This window comes from Bradyrhizobium sp. SZCCHNRI2009 (assembly GCF_032485115.1).
Classification (GTDB): domain Bacteria; phylum Pseudomonadota; class Alphaproteobacteria; order Rhizobiales; family Xanthobacteraceae; genus Bradyrhizobium.
The window spans coordinates 182,501-202,137 of the sequence record NZ_JAUEUH010000007.1 but is presented as its reverse complement, the minus strand read 5'-3'; the positions used below and the strand labels follow the sequence as shown (position 1 = coordinate 202,137).

23 protein-coding genes and 1 tRNA gene (1 of these 24 cut by a window edge) are annotated in these 19,637 nt (G+C 65.3%); 14 read left to right on the top strand and 10 right to left on the bottom strand.

All coding sequences use genetic code 11. The annotated features are described in order from the left end of the window. Window positions 1-25 precede the first annotated feature (25 nt). From soxZ to QX041_RS24540, 4 genes are all read right to left on the bottom strand, one after another. On the bottom strand, window positions 26-352 hold the full coding sequence (soxZ, locus tag QX041_RS24555) for a thiosulfate oxidation carrier complex protein SoxZ (protein WP_315718309.1): 327 nt from the start codon (window positions 350-352) through the stop codon (window positions 26-28). 18 nt (window positions 353-370) lie between these two features. Then, entirely contained in the window at window positions 371-823 is a 453-nt protein-coding gene (gene soxY / locus QX041_RS24550; protein WP_315718310.1) for a thiosulfate oxidation carrier protein SoxY, read from the bottom strand. A gap of 20 nt (window positions 824-843) precedes the next feature. Further along, window positions 844-1,287 carry a sulfur oxidation c-type cytochrome SoxX gene (soxX, locus tag QX041_RS24545; protein ID WP_315754844.1) on the bottom strand — a complete coding sequence of 148 codons (444 nt, stop codon included), beginning with the start codon at window positions 1,285-1,287 and terminating at the stop codon, window positions 844-846. A gap of 129 nt (window positions 1,288-1,416) precedes the next feature. Beyond that, a complete protein-coding gene (locus tag QX041_RS24540) occupies window positions 1,417-2,007 on the bottom strand; it encodes a thioredoxin family protein (RefSeq protein ID WP_316166780.1) in 591 nt (196 codons plus the stop codon). 94 nt (window positions 2,008-2,101) lie between these two features. On the opposite strand from QX041_RS24540, the gene QX041_RS24535 reads away from it, so the two are divergent. After that, on the top strand, window positions 2,102-2,818 hold the full coding sequence (locus QX041_RS24535; RefSeq protein WP_316166779.1) for a hypothetical protein: 717 nt from the start codon (window positions 2,102-2,104) through the stop codon (window positions 2,816-2,818). On the opposite strand, the gene QX041_RS24530 is transcribed toward QX041_RS24535, so the two are convergent. Continuing rightward, window positions 2,819-3,553: a cytochrome c biogenesis CcdA family protein gene (locus tag QX041_RS24530; protein WP_315778323.1), complete on the bottom strand. Its 735-nt coding sequence runs from the start codon at window positions 3,551-3,553 to the stop codon at window positions 2,819-2,821. A 121-nt stretch (window positions 3,554-3,674) separates the two neighbouring features. On the opposite strand from QX041_RS24530, the gene QX041_RS24525 reads away from it, so the two are divergent. The 3 genes from QX041_RS24525 (at window position 3,675) to QX041_RS24515 (ending at window position 5,645) form a co-directional block, all read left to right on the top strand. Then, complete coding sequence (locus QX041_RS24525) at window positions 3,675-4,106, top strand: thioredoxin (RefSeq protein ID WP_316166932.1); 432 nt, start codon at window positions 3,675-3,677, stop codon at window positions 4,104-4,106. Beyond that, entirely contained in the window at window positions 4,088-4,438 is a 351-nt protein-coding gene (locus tag QX041_RS24520; protein ID WP_315718315.1) for a metalloregulator ArsR/SmtB family transcription factor, read from the top strand. Before QX041_RS24525 ends, QX041_RS24520 begins: the two co-directional genes overlap by 19 nt. Before the next feature lie 121 nt (window positions 4,439-4,559). Then, on the top strand, window positions 4,560-5,645 hold the full coding sequence (locus tag QX041_RS24515; protein ID WP_315718316.1) for a YeeE/YedE family protein: 1,086 nt from the start codon (window positions 4,560-4,562) through the stop codon (window positions 5,643-5,645). A 284-nt stretch (window positions 5,646-5,929) separates the two neighbouring features. Here the strand turns inward: QX041_RS24515 and QX041_RS24510 are convergent. Further along, a tRNA-Met gene (locus tag QX041_RS24510) sits at window positions 5,930-6,006 on the bottom strand. A 486-nt stretch (window positions 6,007-6,492) separates the two neighbouring features. On the opposite strand from QX041_RS24510, the gene QX041_RS24505 reads away from it, so the two are divergent. Together QX041_RS24505 and QX041_RS24500 are read left to right on the top strand one after the other, a co-directional pair. Then, a complete protein-coding gene (locus QX041_RS24505; RefSeq protein WP_315826659.1) occupies window positions 6,493-7,926 on the top strand; it encodes a coniferyl aldehyde dehydrogenase in 1,434 nt (477 codons plus the stop codon). 171 nt (window positions 7,927-8,097) lie between these two features. Further along, complete coding sequence (locus tag QX041_RS24500) at window positions 8,098-9,699, top strand: GMC family oxidoreductase (RefSeq protein WP_315826658.1); 1,602 nt, start codon at window positions 8,098-8,100, stop codon at window positions 9,697-9,699. Between the two features lie 45 nt (window positions 9,700-9,744). Here QX041_RS24500 and QX041_RS24495 read toward each other — a convergent pair whose 3' ends face one another. Further along, window positions 9,745-10,506, bottom strand: coding sequence for an SDR family NAD(P)-dependent oxidoreductase (locus QX041_RS24495; RefSeq protein ID WP_315718074.1), 762 nt, complete (start codon window positions 10,504-10,506; stop codon window positions 9,745-9,747). A 110-nt stretch (window positions 10,507-10,616) separates the two neighbouring features. Here QX041_RS24495 and QX041_RS24490 point away from each other — a divergent pair, with 110 nt between their 5' ends. Next, window positions 10,617-11,132, top strand: a complete 516-nt coding sequence (locus tag QX041_RS24490; RefSeq protein WP_315718075.1) for a CvpA family protein — start codon at window positions 10,617-10,619, stop codon at window positions 11,130-11,132. 141 nt (window positions 11,133-11,273) lie between these two features. Further along, on the top strand, window positions 11,274-12,056 hold the full coding sequence (locus QX041_RS24485; protein ID WP_316166778.1) for an SDR family oxidoreductase: 783 nt from the start codon (window positions 11,274-11,276) through the stop codon (window positions 12,054-12,056). 293 nt (window positions 12,057-12,349) lie between these two features. On the opposite strand, the gene QX041_RS24480 is transcribed toward QX041_RS24485, so the two are convergent. Continuing rightward, entirely contained in the window at window positions 12,350-12,799 is a 450-nt protein-coding gene (locus QX041_RS24480) for a DUF3775 domain-containing protein (protein ID WP_315718078.1), read from the bottom strand. 116 nt (window positions 12,800-12,915) lie between these two features. Between QX041_RS24480 and QX041_RS24475 the strand changes: the two genes are divergently transcribed. The 4 genes from QX041_RS24475 (at window position 12,916) to QX041_RS24460 (ending at window position 16,319) form a co-directional block, all read left to right on the top strand. After that, window positions 12,916-13,779 carry an MBL fold metallo-hydrolase gene (locus tag QX041_RS24475; protein ID WP_316166777.1) on the top strand — a complete coding sequence of 288 codons (864 nt, stop codon included), beginning with the start codon at window positions 12,916-12,918 and terminating at the stop codon, window positions 13,777-13,779. 77 nt (window positions 13,780-13,856) lie between these two features. Continuing rightward, window positions 13,857-14,699, top strand: a complete 843-nt coding sequence (locus QX041_RS24470) for a fumarylacetoacetate hydrolase family protein (RefSeq protein ID WP_315718081.1) — start codon at window positions 13,857-13,859, stop codon at window positions 14,697-14,699. A 119-nt stretch (window positions 14,700-14,818) separates the two neighbouring features. Next, entirely contained in the window at window positions 14,819-15,433 is a 615-nt protein-coding gene (locus tag QX041_RS24465) for a glutathione S-transferase family protein (RefSeq protein WP_315753790.1), read from the top strand. A 19-nt stretch (window positions 15,434-15,452) separates the two neighbouring features. Then, window positions 15,453-16,319 carry an MBL fold metallo-hydrolase gene (locus QX041_RS24460; protein ID WP_315753791.1) on the top strand — a complete coding sequence of 289 codons (867 nt, stop codon included), beginning with the start codon at window positions 15,453-15,455 and terminating at the stop codon, window positions 16,317-16,319. A gap of 31 nt (window positions 16,320-16,350) precedes the next feature. Here the strand turns inward: QX041_RS24460 and QX041_RS24455 are convergent, their stop codons facing one another. After that, on the bottom strand, window positions 16,351-16,893 hold the full coding sequence (locus QX041_RS24455; protein WP_315753793.1) for a methylated-DNA--[protein]-cysteine S-methyltransferase: 543 nt from the start codon (window positions 16,891-16,893) through the stop codon (window positions 16,351-16,353). Window positions 16,894-17,102: 209 nt separating this feature from the next. Here QX041_RS24455 and QX041_RS24450 point away from each other — a divergent pair, with 209 nt between their 5' ends. After that, on the top strand, window positions 17,103-17,906 hold the full coding sequence (locus QX041_RS24450; protein WP_316166775.1) for a phytanoyl-CoA dioxygenase family protein: 804 nt from the start codon (window positions 17,103-17,105) through the stop codon (window positions 17,904-17,906). Between the two features lie 164 nt (window positions 17,907-18,070). Then, window positions 18,071-19,378 carry an NAD(P)H-dependent oxidoreductase gene (locus QX041_RS24445; protein WP_316166774.1) on the top strand — a complete coding sequence of 436 codons (1,308 nt, stop codon included), beginning with the start codon at window positions 18,071-18,073 and terminating at the stop codon, window positions 19,376-19,378. A gap of 83 nt (window positions 19,379-19,461) precedes the next feature. On the opposite strand, the gene QX041_RS24440 is transcribed toward QX041_RS24445, so the two are convergent. Beyond that, on the bottom strand, window positions 19,462-19,637 hold the end of the coding sequence (locus tag QX041_RS24440) for a hypothetical protein (RefSeq protein WP_315718087.1). Its footprint extends 418 nt past the window's final position; 176 of the gene's 594 nt are visible here — the last part of the coding sequence; its start codon lies off the right edge, out of view; its stop codon occupies window positions 19,462-19,464.

Genomic DNA, 19,637 nt, shown 5'->3' with positions numbered 1-19,637 from the left:
CCTCCTAGCGATCACACGCTGCCGATCAGGCCTTCAACGCGATCTTCTCTTCGGCCGTCACCACGGAGCCATCATCATCCGTCCATGCGAACTTGAACGTACCTTCCTCGTCGATCCTTGCGTCGAACTGGATGTACGGGTTGGCGGAGATCGCCGGCTCCAGCGCGCAGGAGAACACCGGCTTGCCGTTGAACTCGCAGGTGAACTTGTTGATGATCTTGCGTGGGATCGGCTTGCCCTGCGCATCCTTGCGCTGACCCGATTCCATCAGATGCGAGACCAGCGTCTTGATCTGGATGATCTCGCCCTTCTTGGCTTCCTTCGGAAGCTTGATGCGCGGCTTGTCTGCCATGTTCGTCTCTCCCCTGTCTCAGCCGCCGCAGCCGCCGATGGTGACCTTGACGGTCTTGCGCTCCGTGAAGAGCGAGCCGTCACTCATCTTCGCGACCGCGATCACGTTCTGGGTCTGCGCCAGACGGATGCGGATCGATGCCTCGGCCTTGCCGGACATCGGCGTGAACATCAGCGTGGCGACGCCGGCATTCGGATTGCCGTCGGCCACGAACAGCACTTCCTTGACGTAGTTCTCGGCGGTCATCGGGCTTTCGACCGAGAGCGCGAGCGGCACGGTGTTGCCGTTCTCGGCGATCTCAGGCAGATCGAGCGTGATCTTGCCCTTGGCCGCTTCCTTGCCGCCGGTGAACTTCTTGATCATCTCGGCCGCGTCGTTGCTCGGCTCGGCGTTGGCGGCCATCGGCAGCACCGTCAGGGCGACGAAACCGCCGCCGAGAAGGAACGCCTGTCGTCTGTTGATTGCGCCCATGCATCATCCTCCAGAGGCGGTTACTTCAATGTTTCGAGAAAGGCGACGACGTCCTCGACCTGCGCGGCGGTGAGGACGGGTTTGCCGACGAACTCCGGCCTGACGCGATTGAGTCCGTCGTTCTTGTAGAAGGCGGGCATCACCGTATCGGTGAAGATGCGCTTGGGATCGGCGACGATCAGGCGCAATTGCGCCGCGTTGTAGCGGGTCGCGACGCCGTCGAGCGACGGACCGAACTCGCCGTGAAACTCCTCCGACTTCAGCGACGACACCTGATGGCAGGCGAGGCAATTGCCCAGCGTCCGCGTCAAGAACACCTTCTTGCCGGCATCGGCATTGCCGGGCGCGCCCGTCAGCGATTTCGGAATGGCATAGTCGACGACATCGAGCCTGATCGGCTCGTCACCCCGCGCGGCTGCCGACAGCAACACGCAGAGCAAGGCGGCCGGAATCAAACGGCGCATGTTTCCACCCTGACCGACGAGGCGTCCCCTCGCCTTACGATGACACGACGGACTTACGATCCATCATATTCAAGAATTATGATTTGATAATGTGATTGGTGTCAAGCGTATTTCGATGCCGCACTGCACTCAACCCTTGGTCGAAGCGAGATAGTCGCGGAAGGTGCCGCGCTCGTAGGCCCTCTCGCGCACGAAGCGGAACATTGCGAGGAAATGCGGCGGCTTGAGATAGCCCGGCGCGCGCGCCACCTCGCGCGCGAGCGGCTCCTTCGCAGAGACCCCCTCGGCCGATGGCGGAAAGAACTGGAACGTCGGCGTGAAGCGGATCGCGTAGCGCTCGGCGAGCTCCTTCTCGGCAAGCTCGTTGCCATCGAAGTCGATCACCTTGCGCGCGCCGAGCAGGTTGAGCTGCAGCACTTCGAAATTGGCGCGGATGTAGTCCGTGATCTCTTGATCGGCAAAGTTCACCAGATGCGTCTCGCGGCAATACGGGCAGCCGCGCAGCTCCCACATGATCGCAAGCCGCTTGCCTTCCGACGCCGCGCTTTCGAGATCCTCGCGCAGGTCCAGGAAGCTGTTGAGAAACCAGGACTGGTGATAGAGCCCGTCGTCGCCGAGCGCCGCGTCGGCCTGCGCCGGCGCCGACGCCGGGCCGACGGCCGCCGCAGCAGAGAGCAGCGCAACCAGATCGCGCCGCGTCATCGTCCGGTTCGTCGTCATCAGCCTGCTCGCGCGCTTTGCCAAGTCCACTTTGCCAAGTCCACGGAATTTCGATACATGATATTCGAATAAGAGAATGTGAAAAGGACATTCGATGCTGCGCCGCGTCATCATGCTGTCGCTCGTGCTGTCATGCCTCACGCACGGCGTCCGTGGGCGCGCCGAAGAGAACACGGACGTCGCTGCCTTCATGCGCTCGGCGATGGCCAGCCTGCGCACCGCCGCGAGCTATGGCCGCACCGGCAATGTGGGCCTGGCGCAGATCGAGCTCGACGACGCCCGGATCGCCTGGGGCAGGCTCAGCCGGCTCGCCGAGCGCTCCAATGCGCCCTATTCGGCCAAATCCTTTGCAGAGCTGATCGCCACCGGAAACGATCGCCTGAAGCAGGCGGACGAAGCGCTGACCGCAGGTGACGGGGCACGCGCTGCGGCGGCCATTGCCGCGTTGCGCCGGTCGCTTCACGCCCTGAGGCAGGACGCCGGCGTGGTCGAACTCAGCGATTGCGTGTTCGACCTGTCACCCGTCATGGACGCGTTGCGCAACGCAGCTGCGCGGTTCGCTGCGGGCAAGGCCGAGCCTGGCGAGGTCGTCCAGGCCGGCACAGCGCTGCGCGACCGGCTGCAACGCTGCAACGGCCTCGCCGCGCCCGACGTGGCGAGCCAGGCCGAGTTCCGCCGCCTGATCGACGGCGCCACGACGAGTGCCGGCGAGATCGGCCGCGCGGCGCGCGAGAGCGACGCCGGCCTGGTGCATCGCTATGAGATCGAACTGCAGTCCTTCGTCAATCTATTGGACTTCCGCTTCGGCTGATCAGCCGATGGTGGCGAGCGACGGAAAGCGCTCGAAGATCCATTCCGACATCCGCGGGATCACGCCGGCGAGAAAGGCCGCGCCGGTCAGGACGAGAAAGCCGCCCATCGTCTTCTCGACCAGGGGGAGATGCGGCTTGATGCCCTTGAGCATGGTCATGAACTGTCCCGTGAAGGCAGCGGCGATCAGGAACGGGATGCCGGTCCCGACCGAATAGGCGGCGAGCAGCAGCGCGCCCTTCCCCACCGTCGCCTCCGCGCCGGCCATCATCAGGACGGCGGCAAGGACCGGCCCCGCACACGGCGTCCAGCCGAAGGCGAAGGCAAGTCCCATCACGAACGCACCGAGCAGGCCGGCCGGCTTGCTTCCGACGTCGATCGTGGCGCTCCGGTACAGCAGCGGAATCCGGAGCACCCCGAGGAAATGCAGCCCCATCGTGATGATGACGAGGCCAGCGAGGATGCCGAGCTGGCTGAGATGGCCGGCAATGAACCTTCCGAACACCGAGGCGGTGGCGCCGAGACCGACGAACACCAGCGAAAAACCGCCGACGAAGCACAGCGCCGTCAGCACCGTCCGCCGCCGCTGGGCCATGCTGGTTTCGCCGATCGCGTCGGCCGCCGAGACGCCGGCCATGTAGCACAGGAACGGCGGGACCAGCGGCAGAATGCACGGTGACAGAAACGACAACAGACCCGCGGCCAGCGCGGCGCCCAGCGTGACGTCGAGATCCATCTTTCCCCCCGGTCGGCCAGCGCTACGTGCCCGGCCTGCCGGGCAGGATTCGGAAATCGCGCACTAGTACATATTCGAATTTAATGATAGATTGGCCACCAAGTCCAGAGAGGATCTCGGCATGACCAGCAGACGTGCATCGCGCGGATTCGCAACGCTCGCAGGAGCCGTAGTGACCGGCATTTGCCTCTCGTCCCCGGCGTTCGCCTCCGAGCTCGTGATGTTCGAACGTCCGGGCTGCGGCTGGTGCGCCCGCTTCAACGCGGAAATCGGTCCGATCTATGACAAGACCGACGAGGGGCGCGCGCTGCCGCTGCGACGGGTCGACCTTGCCAAGCCGCTGCCGACGGACCTTTCCGGTATCGATCCGGGAGCGTTCACCCCGACCTTCGTGGTGGTCGATCAGGGCCGCGAGATCGGACGCATCCGCGGTTATCCCGGCGATGCGTTCTTCTTTGGGCTGCTCGGCCGCATAATGAATGCTACAAGCGGGCTCCGGCCCGCTCCTGACGCCAACCGAGGGATTCAGAATTCATGCCGCTGCCGAAGTTGAAGGACATCGAAACCTCTGCCGAGCTCGAGCAGATGATCGAGAAGGCGCGGGAAGCCAGCGAGATGCTGAAGGCACTGTCCCACGAGTCCCGGCTTTTGCTGCTCTGCATCCTTGCCGAAGGCGAAAAATCCGTCACCGAGCTCGAGCAGTTCCTGGGCGAGCGGCAGTCGACCGTCTCGCAGCAGCTCGCCCGTCTCAGGCTCGACCGGCTGGTCACGACGCGGCGCGAGGGCAAGACGATCTACTACAGCCTTGCGAGCGAAGATGTCCGCAAGATCCTGACGGCGATCTACGACGTCTATTGCGAGCCGGTCCGCAAGCGCCGCCGCTGACCGGTTGGCCCTCGCGGTCTCGGGCTTCGCATCGGCGCGCCCCGTAGCGGCGCAAGAGGTCTGGCGTCCCCGCCGCTCCTGGCGCACAATGCCAGGAAACCAACGAGGATGTCGGAGAGGAATGCTCAGCCCATCAGCACTGACGTTCATGTGTGGGCTCCTCGCGGGCGCCGTTCTCGGCGTCGCCGGTCGCGCCGGCCGCTTCTGTACGCTCGCGATGCTGGAGGACGCGTTCTTCGGCGCCGATACCCGGCGACTCAAATCCTTCGCTCTGGCGGCCGCGGTCGCGCTGGTCGCAACCCAGCTGCTCGCCAGCTTCGGCCTGATCGACCTGTCGCGCTCGATCTACTTGACGTCGTCCATTCCGCTCGGCGGCGCCATCCTCGGCGGCTTGTCGTTCGGAATCGGGATGGCCCTGGTCGGCACCTGCGGCTTCGGGACACTGGTCCGTATCGGCGGCGGTGATCTGCGCGCCATCGTCGTGTTTCTGGTGCTGGGCGTGTCAGCCCTGGCCGCGATGCGCGGGCTCACGGGATTCCTGCGCATCTCGCTGATCGAGCCGCTCTCCATACGCCTGCCCGAAACGATGACCCAGGGCATGGATATGCTGCTGTCGCCCGCACTTGGCTCATATGCGCGGCCGGCAACCGTTTCCGTCGCAGCGGTCGCGCTCGCGGCCTGGGCATTGGCCGACGGGCGCCTCGTGAGATCGCCGCGCCTGCTGCTCTCCGGCCTCGCCGTAGGCTGCGCGGTGGCGTTCGGCTGGTTCGCCACCAGCTGGCTCGGCAATGACGATTTCGATCCGGCGCGCGTGGCATCCCTGACCTTCGTTGCCCCGCTCGGCAATACCGTGCTCTACATCGCCACGCTTTCGGGCAGCCGGGCCGACTTTGCGATCGGCTCCGTCGCCGGCGTGATCCTGGGCTCGTTCGTCGCGGCAATGTTTTCGCGCGTCTTCCGCTGGGAAGCCTGCGATGACGCGCGTGAGTTGAAGCGTCACATGACCGGCGCGCTGCTGATGGGCACCGGCGGCATCATGTCGATGGGCTGCACGATCGGACAGGGCCTGTCGGCATTCTCGACGCTGGCGATCTCGGCGCCGCTGACGATGCTGGCGATCACCTGCGGCGCACGTCTCGGCCTCGAATACACCATGACCGGCGAATGGCGCCCTGCCGTGCGCAACCTGCTGCGTCTGACATCGTGACGGCGGCTGCGCTCGCGCAATGTGCAAGCTCGCTCCCACACCAGGGCAATGGGGTTGTACCGCAGGCAGACGGATTGTGGATTTCGCCGTTGCCTCAATACTTCAGTTCACGCGCTTCGCAGATTGTCTGCCGGCTCGCATGGTCGCCTGAGCGCCGTCCTGGTGATAATTCCCGGATCTTCCGATGCCACGCTTCAGGGGGAGACGGCACTGTCCTCAGCTGCACAGCAGCTCACAAACCAAAACTCCCGCAGCCTCGTCGGCTACGGGAGTGTCGGTCTCAATGGTTGCGGGGATAGGATTTGAACCTATGACCTTCAGGTTATGAGCCTGACGAGCTACCGGGCTGCTCCACCCCGCGTTAACTTGTGCGTCACCTTCAGAGAAGCGCCGGGCGGTCCTGGCAGACACCGAGGCGCTGCCGATCCATCCCAAAGGCTTCTTGAGAAGGCTTGAGCCCGTTGGCCTAGCCGGCCGTCGGGTGCGGGCGGTATGTACCAATGCGAGGCCGGTTTGGAAAGGCCTTTCGGGAAGTTTTTTTGCCGGATTGTGACACCGCCTCTCTCACGACTCACATCAGAAATTACCTCAACATTACAAATACATATGAGAGCGACCTATTTGCCGGCCGGGACCACGGCACGGCCCGGGCTGGGGACAAGGACAAGTTCTTCGGGGGGCGGCGGCAGGGACCGACGACACACACCCCAAATGGATTGGCTCCACGCTCGCGCCCAGCCGGCACAAAACCGACGCCGTGCTTGCCAAGGGTCCCGCAACGCGGCAGCTTTAAGCCAACCAGAATGACGGCCCTGCACGCGGCCGCGGTACACGCGAGGAGACGTCCATGGACCAGTCCCTGAAGAGCCCAGCCCTCTCGGCGCTCGACGACGCGTTCCACGCCCAGGTCGAGGCCTCCCGCAATGCGCCCCCGCCCGCTCTCGCGGCACGGCTGGACGGCCTGAAGCGGCTGCGAGCGATGCTGTCGGACAACGAGAAGCGCCTGGAGCAGGCGATCTCGGCCGATTTCGGCCACCGCTGCGCCGTCGAGACGACGATTGCCGAAACGCTGTTCCTGCAGGCCGAGATCAGGCACACGCTCAAGGTGCTGCCGCGCTGGATGGCGCCGCGGCGCATCGCCACCGCGCTGCAGTTCTGGCCGGCGCGCAACCGCCTGATCCCGCAGCCGCTCGGCGTGGTCGGCATCATCGCGCCGTGGAATTACCCGTTGCAGCTGACGCTGGCGCCAGCAATCGGCGCGCTCGCCGCCGGCAACCGGGTCATGATCAAGCCGAGCGAGCTGACGCCGCACTTCTCCGCGCTGCTCAAGGAGCTCATCGCGGCGAATTTCGACCCGACTGAGCTCATCGTCACCGGCATCGAGGACGGCGTCGCGGAGACCTTTGCCGCGCTGCCGTTCGATCATCTGGTCTTCACCGGCTCGACCCGCGTCGGCCGCATCGTCGCTGAGGCCGCCGGGCGCAACCTGACCCCGGTGACGCTCGAGCTCGGCGGCAAGTCACCGACCATCGTCGACGTCTCCGCCGACATCGACGAAGCCGCGGAGCGCATCGCCTATGCCAAGCTGCTCAACGCCGGCCAGACCTGCATCGCGCCGGACTACGTGTTCGTGCCCGAACAGCACGCGGACGCATTCGCGAGCAAGCTGCACCGGCACATGCTGCAGATGTTCGGCACCAACCCGGCCAATGGCGACTACACGTCGATCATCTCCGAACGGCACTATGCCAGGCTGGAAGGATTGCTGCGCGATGCGATCGCGCGCGGCGCCAGGACGCTGAGCACGACCAGCCCGGAAGATCCGGCCTGGAAGAAGCTGCGGAAATTTCCGCCGACGATCGTGGTCGGTGCGAGCGCGGACATGGCAATCATGCAGGAGGAGATCTTCGGTCCGCTGCTGCCGATCATGACCTATCGGCAATCCGACGACGTCATCCGCCACATCAACGCCCACGACCGGCCGCTCGCGCTGTACTGGTTCGGCACTGACGCTGCGGCCCGTGACACGGTGCTGGCGCGCACCGTCTCCGGCGGCGTCACCATCAACGACTGCCTTCTGCATTTTGCGCAGATGAACCAGCCGATGGGCGGTGTCGGCGCCTCCGGCATCGGCCATTATCACGGCGAATGGGGCTTCAACAGCTTCAGCAAGTTGAAGCCGGTGTTCTACCGCTCTCCCTTCAACCGCATGAAGGATCTCTATCCACCCTACGGCGCCAGCATCGCGCGGATCGAAAAGCTGCTGCGATTCCTGTCCTAGCCAATCGTCGTTCGGGGGCGCAGAGCGCCCCCCTGGAATCCCGAGACGATCGGGTGCAGACCAAACTCTCGATTCCGAGTTCGACGCTCAGCGCAAATGACTTCGCCACCTGCCGCGCGCCGCCGGAACGACATTCGAACAACAAGCAAGACAAACATCAGGGAGAGATGCGTGACGGACGAGGTCGATTTCATCGTCGTGGGCGGCGGCAGCGGCGGCGCAACGGTTGCCGGCCGCCTGTCGGAAGATCCGGCGACATCCGTCGCGCTGCTCGACGCCGGGGGACGCAACGACAACTGGATCGTGACCACGCCCTACATGCTGTTCCTGATGGTCGCGGGGCCCGTCAACAACTGGTCCTTCACCACCGTGCCGCAAAAGGGCCTGGACGGGCGCAGCGGCTATCAGCCGCGCGGCCGCGGGCTCGGCGGCTCCTCCGCGATCAACGCCATGGTCTACATCCGCGGCCACCGCGCCGACTACGATCATTGGGCTTCCCTCGGCAACACCGGATGGTCGTATGACGACGTGCTGCCCTACTTCAAGCGCGCCGAGAACAACGCCGAGTTCAACGGCGCGTATCACGGCCAATCGGGACCACTGCCGGTCAGCCGGCTGCGGACCGACAATCCCGTGCACGACATCTTTCTCCAGGCGGCGCGCGAAGCGCAGTTTCCGGTCCGCGACGATTTCAATGCCGACACGCAGGAAGGGCTCGGGCTCTATCAGGTCACGCAGAAGAATGGCGAGCGTTGGAGCGCGGCACGGGCCTACATCCAGCCGCATCGCGGCAGCCGCAGCAACCTGCGGGTCGAGACCTCGGCGCATGCGTCGATGATCCTGTTCGAGGGCAAGCGCGCGGTCGGCGTCAAGTATCGCCAGGGCAAGGAGGTCAAGGAGATCCGCTGCCGGCGCGAAGTGATCCTCGCCTCCGGCGCGTTCCAGACCCCGCAATTGCTGATGCTGTCGGGCATCGGCGACGCGAGCGCCCTGGCGCGGCTCGGCATCGCCGGCGTCCACCATTTGCCGGGTGTCGGACAGAACCTGCAGGACCATCCGGATTTCATCTTCGCCTACACCTCCGACAACCCCAACTTCTCTTCCCTGTCGCCGAAGGGCCTGCGCCGGCTGCTGGCGGGCATCGGCCAATATCGCCGCGAGCGCCGCGGCGTCCTGACCTCGAACTTCGCCGAATGCGGCGGCTTCCTGAAGACGCGGCCTGATCTCGACGTGCCCGACATCCAGTTGCATTTCGGCATGGCCGTCACCGACGATCACGGCCGCAAGCGCCACGGCAATGGCTTCTCCTGCCATTTCTGTCTGCTCCGGCCGAAGAGCCGCGGCATGGTCGGCTTAAAGAATGCCGATCCGCTCGCCGCGCCGCTGATCGATCCCAACTTCCTGGGCGAGGCCGACGATCTCGAAACCATGGTGGCCGGCTACAAGACCACGCTGCGGCTGATGCAGACGCCGGCGATGCGCAGCCTCAGCAAGCGCGACCTGTTCACGTCGGACGTCAGGACCGACGACGACATTCGCGCCATCCTGCGCGCCCGCGTCGATACGGTCTACCATCCTGTCGGCACCTGCAAGATGGGCGTCGACGATCCGCTCGCCGTGGTCGATCCCGAATTGAAGGTGCGCGGAATGTCCGGCCTGCGCGTGGTCGACGCCTCGATCATGCCGACCCTGATCGGCGGCAATACCAATGCGCCGACCATCATGATCGGCGAGAAGGCCGCCGACATGATCAAGCGCGAGCTGAAAGGCTGAGACGGCTCGCCATCGAGGGAAATCAACCTGCCGATCAGCAGGGTCTCACGTTAGCAGGAAGCCGCCGTCCACCGTGACGACGCTGCCGGTCATGTAGCGCGAGGCGTTGGACGCCAGCAGCAGGATCGCGCCGTCGAGGTCGCTCTCGTGGCCGACGCGCCGCTGCGGGATCCGCTTGACCAGCTTCTCGCCCGCCGGCGTCTCCCAGACCTCGTGATTGATGTCGGTGTCGATGTAGCCGGGCGCCAGTGCGTTGACGCGGATGCCGCTCGCCGCGAGCTCCAGCGCCAGCGCCTTGGTCGCCTGCACCACGCCGGCCTTGGAGATCGCATAGGGCGAGATGAACTTGACGACGCTGAAGCCGAGCACCGAGGCAATGTTGATGATGTTGCCGCCGGTCTTGCGCGCGGCCATGCGCCGAGCTGCTTCGGTTGCGGCAAAATAGGCGCCCTTCAGATTGGCGCCGATCACGGCGTCCCAATCCGCCTCGCTCTGCTCGACCGCGAGCTTCTCTACCGCGATGCCAGCATTGTTGATCAGCACCGTCACGGGTCCGAGCGCGGCCTCGGCCGCATCCATGCCCCTGACGATCGATGCCATGCTCGTCACGTCCATCTCGACCGCGGCGGCGCGACCACCCCTTGCCTTGAGCTCCGCCTCCAACGCCTTGAGCTTGCCGGTCTGGCGTGCCGCGAGCGCGACGGCGGCGCCACGTGCCGATAGAACCCGGGCGAACTGCCGGCCGAGCCCCTGGCTCGCGCCGGTGATCAGGATCACCTCGCGGCTGACGTCGAACAGCTCGGACATGGTTCCTCCCACGATTGCTCATTTGTTGCGGCGCATTGATACAGACGATTTGAAGCAGCGCAAACCGGAATCGTTTACCGGGCCCGGCCTACAACCGCGGCGGAGCAACCATGAACGCTTTCGACCTCGCCGCTTGTGCCGCACTGATGGTTGCCGTCTACAGCGGCTTCTCGACCGGGCTGTTGCGCAGCGCCATCACGATTCTGGCCTACCTGCTCGCGATGCCGCTGGCGATGGGCGCGGTTGCGGCGATGAGCCCGCAACTGCGCGACGTGCACGGCACTCCGCTGGCACAGAACTGGCTGCAGTTCTTCGCCGCCTTCGTCGTCATCGGCATGGCGCTGGGCAAGATCGGCCGCATCCTGCTCGACGAAGCGATCGGTTCCGAGGCCGGTTTTGGCGACCGGCTCGGCGGCGCTCTGCTCGGCGCCGTGCGCACCGGCATGGTCGCGACCACGCTGGTGCTGGTGTTCGACAGGATCGTTCCCCCCGAGCGTCAGCCGCGCTTCCTCGAGGGATCACGCCTGCGGCCGATGCTCTCGCTCGCAGGCGCAAAAGGCTTCCGCTCGCTGCCTCCGGAGCTCGCAAGCCTGATCGACCGGCTGAAGCAGGAACGGCGCATCTGACGGACACGGCGGCGCCGCCTCTCCCGTCATAGCGAGCCATGCAATTCGGCACAGGCCGGCTGCTCTTATCAGCGGCAATTCGGTTGGCTAGAATGCGCCCATCTTTCTTCCAGCCTCACTGACATATCGGAGTGATCAATCGTGGATCTCGGGATCAAGGGCCGCCGCGCCATCGTCTGCGCCTCCAGCAAGGGCCTGGGCCGCGCCTGCGCCATCGCGCTGGCCAATGAAGGCGTACATGTCACGATCACGGCGCGCGGCGCCGACGTGCTGGCGAAGACCGCGGCCGAGATCCGCGCGGCCAATCCTGGCGTCACCGTCACGGAAGTGGCGGGCGACATCACCACGCCCGAGGGCCGCGCCGCCGTGCTGAAGGCCTGCCCGGATCCGGACATCCTGATCAACAACGCCGGCGGCCCGCCGCCCGGCGATTTCCGCAACTGGACCCGCGACGACTGGATCAAGGCGCTCGACGCCAACATGCTGACGCCGATCGAACTGATCAAGGCGACCGTCGACGGCATGATGGCGCGCAAGTTCGGCCGCATCGTCAACATCACCTCGGCCGCGGTGAAGGCGCCGATCGACATTCTCGGCCTCTCCAACGGCGCCCGCGCCGGCCTCACCGGCTTCGTCGCCGGCCTGTCGCGCAAGACCGTGATCAACAACGTCACGATCAATGCGCTGCTGCCGGGGCCGTTCGAGACCGACCGCCTGCTCTCGACGGCAAAGGGCGAGGCCGAGAAGCGCGGTGTCACGCCGGAGCAGATCCTCGCCGACCGCGCCAAGACGAACCCTGCAGGTCGCTTCGGCGATCCCGAGGAATTTGGACTCGCCTGCGCCTTCCTGTGCGGCGCCAAGGCCGGCTACATCACCGGCCAGAACATCCTGCTCGACGGCGGCGCCTTCCCAGGCACGCTGTAAGACAGACTTCCTTGGGCGGTCTGGCGCGGAAACCTGCTACGCCGATCCCGGGCTTTCACCTCGCCCCGCTTGCGGGGAGAGGTCGGATTGCATCGCGAGATGCAATCCGGGTGAGGGGGGCTCTCCGCGAACGCGGTGTCTGTGGAGAGTCCCCCTCACCCCAACCTTCTCCCCGCAAGCGGGGCGAGGGAGCGCAGTGCCGGCGCAATAGGAATTCGAATCCAACTAATAAAGCTGTGAGTTCTGTTTGCCATCCGCGCTATGAATACAGCGACTCTGCCTTTCCGAACGACCTACCGCTTCTCGTCCTCGTCGCGCTGGCTTGGGCTCGACGAATCCGCCGTGGTGCGGCCTTCGGTCCAATCGATGCCGAACGCATCGAGGCCCTCCGCCAGCAGGTCACCGAGCATCGGCTCGCCCAGCAGATAACGCGCGGTGTGGCGGTCGCGCTGGCCGGCGGCCTCGCGGCGCAGATCGTCCCACTCGTCGATATCGCCGTCGCCGCGGCCGAGCCGCATCAAGGCGACGAGATCGGTCTGCTCGTCCTCGGTCATCGCGTTGATGAAGCCGGTGATCTCGCGCACCACGGGATCATCGCCGCTATCCTGGAGCACGTCGACCATGTCGTCATCGACGGCATTCGAGCCGGATTCCTCATCGGTCGCCTGCTCCTTGACGTCGAACTCGCGCGCCTTTTCGATCAGGAAGGCGACCTTCTCGGGCGATATCGTCAGCTCTGGCATGGCGTTCTCCTCATGGACGGACTGCAGCAACGCCTGTTCCGGGCAGTTGATCCATTGCGCCGGAACAAGCCGCGCGGCATCGTGACCGGCATCAAGAATAGGACGAGGAAGCGCGCATGTCTTGGACGATCGGCCGGGTCAGGGTCACCAAATTCGTCGAGCTGGAGACCGTCGGCGGCACCCGCTTCATCCTGCCGCAGGCAACACCCGAGACGATCCGCGAGCTGTCCTGGCTCACGCCCGATTTTGCGACCGATGAAGGTCGGCTGAAGATGTCGATCCACACCCTGGTGCTGGAAACACCGACGATGCGGATCGTGGTCGACACCGGGCTCGGCAACGACACGCAGGGCCGCAGCGTGCCAATGTGGAACAACCGCGCGACACCGTTCCTGGAGACGATGAGCGCTGCCGGCCTCCCGCCTGAAAGCATCGACATGGTGATCTGCACCCACCTCCATGTCGACCATGTCGGCTGGAATACGCGGCTGGTCGACGGCCGCTGGGTCCCGACTTTCTCCAATGCGCGCTACGTTTTCGGCCGCACCGAATATGAGCATTGGCGCGATCACAGCGAGGGCGCCGACGAGACGGCGACCTTCGCCGATTCCGTGCAGCCGATCGTCGCCGCCGGACGCGCGGAGTTCGTCGGAAGCGAAGCGGTGATCACCGACGAGATCAACCTGATCCCGACGCCGGGGCACAGCCCGGGTCATGTCAGCCTGCACATCCGCTCGGATGGCGCGCAGGCCGTGCTCACCGGGGACGTCGCCCACCATCCCTGCCAGATGGCGCGTCTCGATTGGAGCTCGACGGTCGACTCCGATCCGGCGCTGGCGATCGCGACCCGGCGGGCGCTGTTCTCGCGTTTTGCCGACACCGAGACGCTGGTGATCGGCGGCCATTTCCATGCCGGCCATATCCGGCGGGACGGCGCCGCCTTCCGCTTCGAGGCATTACAGGGCAGCGGCGACGCATAGCCCGCAAGGTTGAATTTCCTCCCGCCATGCTCCATGACAGGGCTCTGGAATACCAGGGAATTGAGGGAGAGAAACCAATGAAGCTTGTTCGCTACGGCGAGAAGGGCGCGGAAAAGCCGGGCCTGATCGACGCATCCGGCCAGTTGCGCGACCTGTCGGCGCATGTGAAGGACCTCGATGGCGCGGCCTATGCGCCGGAGTCGCTGAAGAAGCTCGCCGCGCTCGATCCGGCCTCCCTGCCCGCCGTTGCCGGCAAGCCGCGGCTCGGCGCCCCTGTCACCGGCATCTCGAAATTCGTGGCGATCGGCCTCAACTACTCCGACCATGCCAAGGAGACCGGCAACCCGATCCCGGCCGAGCCGATCTTCTTCCTGAAAGCCAACACCGCGCTGTGCGGTCCCTATGATCAGGTCGAGAAGCCGCGCGGCTCGACCAAGCTCGACTGGGAAGTCGAGATCGCCGCCATCATCGGCACCCGCGCCAAATACGTCTCAGAGGCCGAGGCGTTGAACCACATCGCGGGCTACACGATCTGCAACGACGTCTCCGAGCGCAACTTCCAGATCGAGCGCCTGGGCCAGTGGACCAAGGGCAAGTCGCACGACACGTTCGGTCCCGTAGGTCCGTGGCTCGTCACCAAGGACGAGATTCCAGACGTGCAGAACCTGTCGATGTGGCTCGACGTCAACGGCCAGCGCCGCCAGACCGGCACCACCGCGACGATGATCTTCTCGATGGCGAAGTGCATCTCCTACGTCTCGCAGTTCATGACGCTCCTGCCCGGCGACATCGTCACCACCGGCACGCCTCCCGGCGTCGGCATGGGCATGAAGCCGCCGACCTTCCTCAATGTCGGAGACGTCGTCACGCTCGGCATCGAACGCCTCGGCGAGCAGCGCCAGGAGATCATCGAGGCGTAAGGCGCGATATCGACTTGTGAGTCATTCCGGGATGGCGCGTAGCGCCAGACCCGGAATCTCGAGATTCCGGGTTCGATGCTTCGCATCGCCCCGGAATGACCAGCCAGAGGACACTTCCGATGAAACTCACCTTCTCGCCCGCCTCGCCATTCGCCCGCAAGGTGCGCATCGCCGCCATCGAACTCGGGCTGATCGACCGGCTCGAATTCGTGCCTGCAGCCGTGGTGCCGGGCCAGGCCAATGAGGAGTATTCGAAGATCACGCCGCTGAAGAAGCTGCCGGTGCTGATCCTCGACAATGGCGACGTGATCCTGGATTCCTACGTGATCGTCGAATATCTCGACGAGCTCGCCGGCGGCAACAAGCTGATCCCCGCTTCCGGCCCGTCGCGCTGGAAGGTCAAGAGCGAGCATTCCATGCTGCAAGGCATGCTCGATTCCATGCTGCTATGCCGCTACGAGGCGATGGTGCGGCCCGAGGGCCTCCGCTGGCAGGCCTGGTCCGACGATCATTGGAACAGGGCCTGGATGGGCATGGCGCGCTTCAATGCGCAGCCCGACTTGATGACACGCCCGTTCGACATCGTCGCGATCGGACTCGTCTGCGTACTCGGCTATGCCGATTTCCGCTTCGCCGATTGCGGCTGGCGCAAGGCATTTCCAGCACTCGACGCGTTCCACAACAAGATGCTCGAACGCGAATCGGTGAAGATCTCGGTGCCGCCGGCGGCTTGATCCCTGAACAGGAGCTGCCGTGACGCTGACGTTCTCGGTTGCAGACACGACCATTCATCGCATCATCGAGCAGGAAACCACGTTCCTGCCGGCGCGTGAGATGTTTCCCGAGCTGACATCGGAGATGCTGGCGGCAGAGCGCAGCGCGCTGCAGGCGGCCGGTGCCCTCGATGCGCAGGACACGCTGATCCTGTGCTTTCAGTCCTACGTGGTGAGGACGCCTCACCACACCATCCTGATCGACAGCTGCATCGGCAACGACAAGCCGCGCGCGCGGCCGGTCTGGAACATGAAGACCGACGACAGCTACATGCTTGCGCTTGCGGCCGCGGGCGTATCGGTCGACGACATCGACGTCGTGATGTGCACGCATCTGCACACCGATCATGTCGGCTGGAATACGCGGCTCGACAACGGCCGCTGGGTGCCGACCTTCCCGAATGCGCGCTACGTGTTCGCGCAGCGCGAATATGACTACTGGGTGGCGCAGAATGCCAAGGCCGAGGTGCCTCCATTCGCCGACAGCGTACTGCCGGTGGTCGAGGCCAAGCGCGCCGACATCGTCGGCGACGCATTCGCGATCGGTGATCATGTCCGGCTGCTGCCGACGCCGGGCCACACGCCCGGCCATATCGCAGTCGCCGTCGGCAGGGGCAGAGACGATGCGGTGTTCGCCGGCGACCTGATCCACACGCCGCTGCAGCTCAGCTTTCCCGAGCTGTCACCGAGATTCGACGTCGACCCGGCTCAGGCCGGGGTGACGCGCCGCGCCTTTCTCGAGCGCTATTGCGACACGTCGACGCTGTGCTGCACGGCGCACTTCCCGTCGCCCTCGGTCGGCCGCATTACCCGCAAGGGCAACGGCTTCGCCTGCGAGGCGGTCTGAGACACGGGCGCGGCGCCGGTCACCGCGCCCGTCAATCGAACAGGCTCGGCGTATGGTTCACCGCGGCGCCTTCGATCGCCAGCATCTTCAGCTTGGTCTCGACACCGCCATTGGCGGAGAAGCCGCCGGGCTTGTTGCCCGCCGCCAGCACGCGATGGCAGGGTACCACGATCGGGCACGGGTTGCGCCCGAGCGCCTGGCCGACCTCGCGTGACAGCTCGACTCCCCCGAGCTGCTTGGCGATATCGCCATAGGTCAGGGTTCGGCCCGGCGGGATCCGGCGCGCGATCTCGTAGACGCCGCGCTGGAACGCGCTGACGCCGTCGAGATCGAGGTCGACATCGCTGAGATCATCCGGCTCTCCGGCAAGCAGCGCCGTGATCCGCGTGATGGTGCGCCGCACATGCGGCGGCGGCTCGGCTTCGCCGATGCCTTCGTAACGCTGCTGCATCCGGATGCGGATCTGCGCGACGCCGCCCATCGGCAGTTGCACCGCATTGATGCCGCGCGCTCCCCATGCGATCGCGCAAGGGCCGATCGCGGTCTCGAAAATTGCAAAGCTTTGCTCTGACATGACGGACTCCATCGCCGCTCTGCCCCGTATCATCTGCCAGTCAAATTAGGCTTGGAGAATGTTGCGATCCACCCGGATTCTGCCAATGTCGACAGCGGAAGCACCGTGATGCCCATCGGCAGGCCGAAAGGATGGGAGCACGGCGCGGGGGCAGCCCGGCGCCAAGAGCGGGCGCCTCATCCGAGGAAACCAAGGCGAGGGAGACGGCCATGAAGCTGACGCCGGAGCAGATCGCATTCTTCAACCGCGAGGGCTGGCTGTTCCTGCCCGAGCTGTTCAGCCCCGAGGAGACCGCCTTTCTCGCCCGCGAGGCCGAGGCGATCTATGCGGCTAACCGTCCCGAGGTCTGGCGCGAGAAGAGCGGCGCGCCGCGCACGGCGTTTGCCGCCCACCTCTACAACGACGCCTTCCGCGTGCTCGCGGCGCATCCGCGCATGATCGAGCCGATCGAGCAGATCTTCGGCGAGAAGGTCTACATGCATCAGTTCAAGATCAACGCCAAATCGGCCTTCACCGGTGATGTCTGGCAATGGCACCAGGACTACGGCACCTGGAAGCGCGACGACGGCATGCCGGAGCCGCGCGCGATGAACATCGCGATCTTCCTCGACGAAGTGATGCCGATCAACGGCCCCTTGATGCTGGTGCCGCGCAGCCAGCATGCCGGCGACCTCGAGGCGTCGCATGATCTCGCGACCACGTCCTATCCGTTGTGGACCTTGGACGAGGCGACGGTGACGCGGCTGGTCGCGGAAGGCGGCATCGTCGCGCCGACCGGAAAGCCCGGCGGCATGCTGATGTTCCACGGCAATCTTGTGCACGGCTCCGCCGGCAACATCACGCCTTACCCGCGCAAGATCGTGTACCTCACGCTCAACGCCGTCTCGAACCATATCCGCACCCCGACGCGGCCGGAGTACATCGCGCATCGCGACTTCACCCCGATCGCGATGCTTCCGGATGACGCGCTGCTGCAGCTCGCCCGCGCGAAAAATCGCGAGGCGGCGGAGTGAGGCAGACAATCGCGCTACGAAAAGAGGCGTCATGCCCGGGCTTGACCCGGGCATCCATCCACAGGACGACTCCCCCATGAGAGATGGATGGCCGGGTCAAGCCCGGCCATGACGAGTCAGGAAAATCACGCCAGCTCGCGCAAGCATCGACACTGGACTATCCAATGAACCTCCACGCCCTCCTCCAAGCCCGCGCCGCCGCCGGCAAGCCTGTGCGCGTCGCACTGATCGGCGCCGGCAAGTTCGGCTCGATGTTCCTGGCGCAGGTGCCGCACGTCGCGGGCCTCGAGGTCCCCGTCATCATCGACCTCGATCCCGACCGCGCCCGCGACGCTTGCCGGACGGTCGGCTGGAGCGCCGAGCTGATCGCGCGCACGAATTTCAGCCCCGACGGCTCGAAGGCGACGGGTGACGGCATTGACGTCGTTGTCGAAGCGACCGGCAACCCTGCTGCCGGCATCCGCCACGCGCGCGCCGCGATCAAGGCTGGCAAGCACATCGTGATGGTCAATGTCGAGGCCGACGTGCTGGCCGGGCCGCTTCTCGCGGAAAAGGCGCGCAAGGCGGGCGTTGTCTATTCACTGGCCTATGGCGACCAGCCGGCGCTGACGGCCGAGCTCGTCGACTGGGCGCGCGCGACCGGCTTCCACGTGGTCGCGGCCGGCAAGGGCACGAAATATCTGCCGGCCTATCACGACGTGACGCCGGACGGCGTCTGGCAGCATTACGGGCTGACGGCCGGCGAAGCACAGTCCGCCGGCATGAATCCGCAGATGTTCAATTCCTTCCTCGACGGCACCAAGTCGGCCATCGAGATGGCCGCGATCGCCAACGCGACGGGGCTCGACGTGCCCACGGACGGACTGCTGTTTCCCCCCTGCGGTGTCGATGATCTGCCCCATGTCCTGCGCCCGCGCGACCGCGGCGGCGTGCTGGAACGATCGGGCATGGTCGAGGTGGTGTCATCGCTGGAGCGCGACGGACGGCCTGTGTTTCGCGATCTGCGCTGGGGCGTCTATGTCGTGCTGGAGTCGCCGAGCGACTACGCCGCGGACTGCTTCCGCCAATATGGCCTGAAGACGGACGCCACTGGCCGCTATGCGGCGATGTACAAGCCCTATCACCTGATCGGGTTGGAGCTGAACGTCTCGGTGCTGTCGGCGGCGCTGCGGCGCGAGCCGACCGGACGGCCGCTCGGTTTCCGCGGCGACGTCGTCGCCGTCGCCAAGAAGGATCTGCGCGCCGGCGAGATGCTCGATGGTGAGGGCGGCTACACGGTCTGGGGCAAGGTGATTCCGGCGCGTAAGAGCCTCCAGCTTGGGGCGCTGCCGATCGGATTGGCGCATCGCGTGAAGCTCACCGACGACGTTGCTCATGGTTTAGTCGTGCGGTGGAGCGACGTCGACGTCGACGACATGGACAAGGATATCGTCGCGACCCGCAAAGAGATGGAAAGGACGTTCGCGCGCTGATTCGCTCCCGCGCATGACCTCTCACGGTCAATCAAAAGCCCCGACCAACAGGCCGGGGCCCGAGTTCACGTGACGTCCGGGGCTCAGTTGTCGTCCTCGCCGAACGCCGCGGCGAGCTTGTCGTAGTATTTGACGACGAGATCGATGTTGCCCTTGTTCTCGACCTCGGGCGGTTTCGCCTTCAGCGCCGCGTTGAGATCGCTGAGGACTTGCTTCTTGTCGTCGGGCTTCATCTTCGTGTCGGCCTGGACCTGATCGA

Coding starts and splice junctions, on each gene's coding strand:
- soxZ (WP_315718309.1), bottom strand. CDS start 352: ATGGCAGACAAGCCGCGCATCAAGCTTCCGAAGGAAGCCAAGAAGGGC.
- soxY (WP_315718310.1), bottom strand. CDS start 823: ATGGGCGCAATCAACAGACGACAGGCGTTCCTTCTCGGCGGCGGTTTC.
- soxX (WP_315754844.1), bottom strand. CDS start 1,287: ATGCGCCGTTTGATTCCGGCCGCCTTGCTCTGCGTGTTGCTGTCGGCA.
- QX041_RS24540 (WP_316166780.1), bottom strand. CDS start 2,007: ATGACGACGAACCGGACGATGACGCGGCGCGATCTGGTTGCGCTGCTC.
- QX041_RS24535 (WP_316166779.1), top strand. CDS start 2,102: ATGCTGCGCCGCGTCATCATGCTGTCGCTCGTGCTGTCATGCCTCACG.
- QX041_RS24530 (WP_315778323.1), bottom strand. CDS start 3,553: ATGGATCTCGACGTCACGCTGGGCGCCGCGCTGGCCGCGGGTCTGTTG.
- QX041_RS24525 (WP_316166932.1), top strand. CDS start 3,675: ATGACCAGCAGACGTGCATCGCGCGGATTCGCAACGCTCGCAGGAGCC.
- QX041_RS24520 (WP_315718315.1), top strand. CDS start 4,088: ATGCCGCTGCCGAAGTTGAAGGACATCGAAACCTCTGCCGAGCTCGAG.
- QX041_RS24515 (WP_315718316.1), top strand. CDS start 4,560: ATGCTCAGCCCATCAGCACTGACGTTCATGTGTGGGCTCCTCGCGGGC.
- QX041_RS24505 (WP_315826659.1), top strand. CDS start 6,493: ATGGACCAGTCCCTGAAGAGCCCAGCCCTCTCGGCGCTCGACGACGCG.
- QX041_RS24495 (WP_315718074.1), bottom strand. CDS start 10,506: ATGTCCGAGCTGTTCGACGTCAGCCGCGAGGTGATCCTGATCACCGGC.
- QX041_RS24490 (WP_315718075.1), top strand. CDS start 10,617: ATGAACGCTTTCGACCTCGCCGCTTGTGCCGCACTGATGGTTGCCGTC.
- QX041_RS24480 (WP_315718078.1), bottom strand. CDS start 12,799: ATGCCAGAGCTGACGATATCGCCCGAGAAGGTCGCCTTCCTGATCGAA.
- QX041_RS24475 (WP_316166777.1), top strand. CDS start 12,916: ATGTCTTGGACGATCGGCCGGGTCAGGGTCACCAAATTCGTCGAGCTG.
- QX041_RS24470 (WP_315718081.1), top strand. CDS start 13,857: ATGAAGCTTGTTCGCTACGGCGAGAAGGGCGCGGAAAAGCCGGGCCTG.
- QX041_RS24465 (WP_315753790.1), top strand. CDS start 14,819: ATGAAACTCACCTTCTCGCCCGCCTCGCCATTCGCCCGCAAGGTGCGC.
- QX041_RS24455 (WP_315753793.1), bottom strand. CDS start 16,893: ATGTCAGAGCAAAGCTTTGCAATTTTCGAGACCGCGATCGGCCCTTGC.
- QX041_RS24450 (WP_316166775.1), top strand. CDS start 17,103: ATGAAGCTGACGCCGGAGCAGATCGCATTCTTCAACCGCGAGGGCTGG.
- QX041_RS24445 (WP_316166774.1), top strand. CDS start 18,071: ATGAACCTCCACGCCCTCCTCCAAGCCCGCGCCGCCGCCGGCAAGCCT.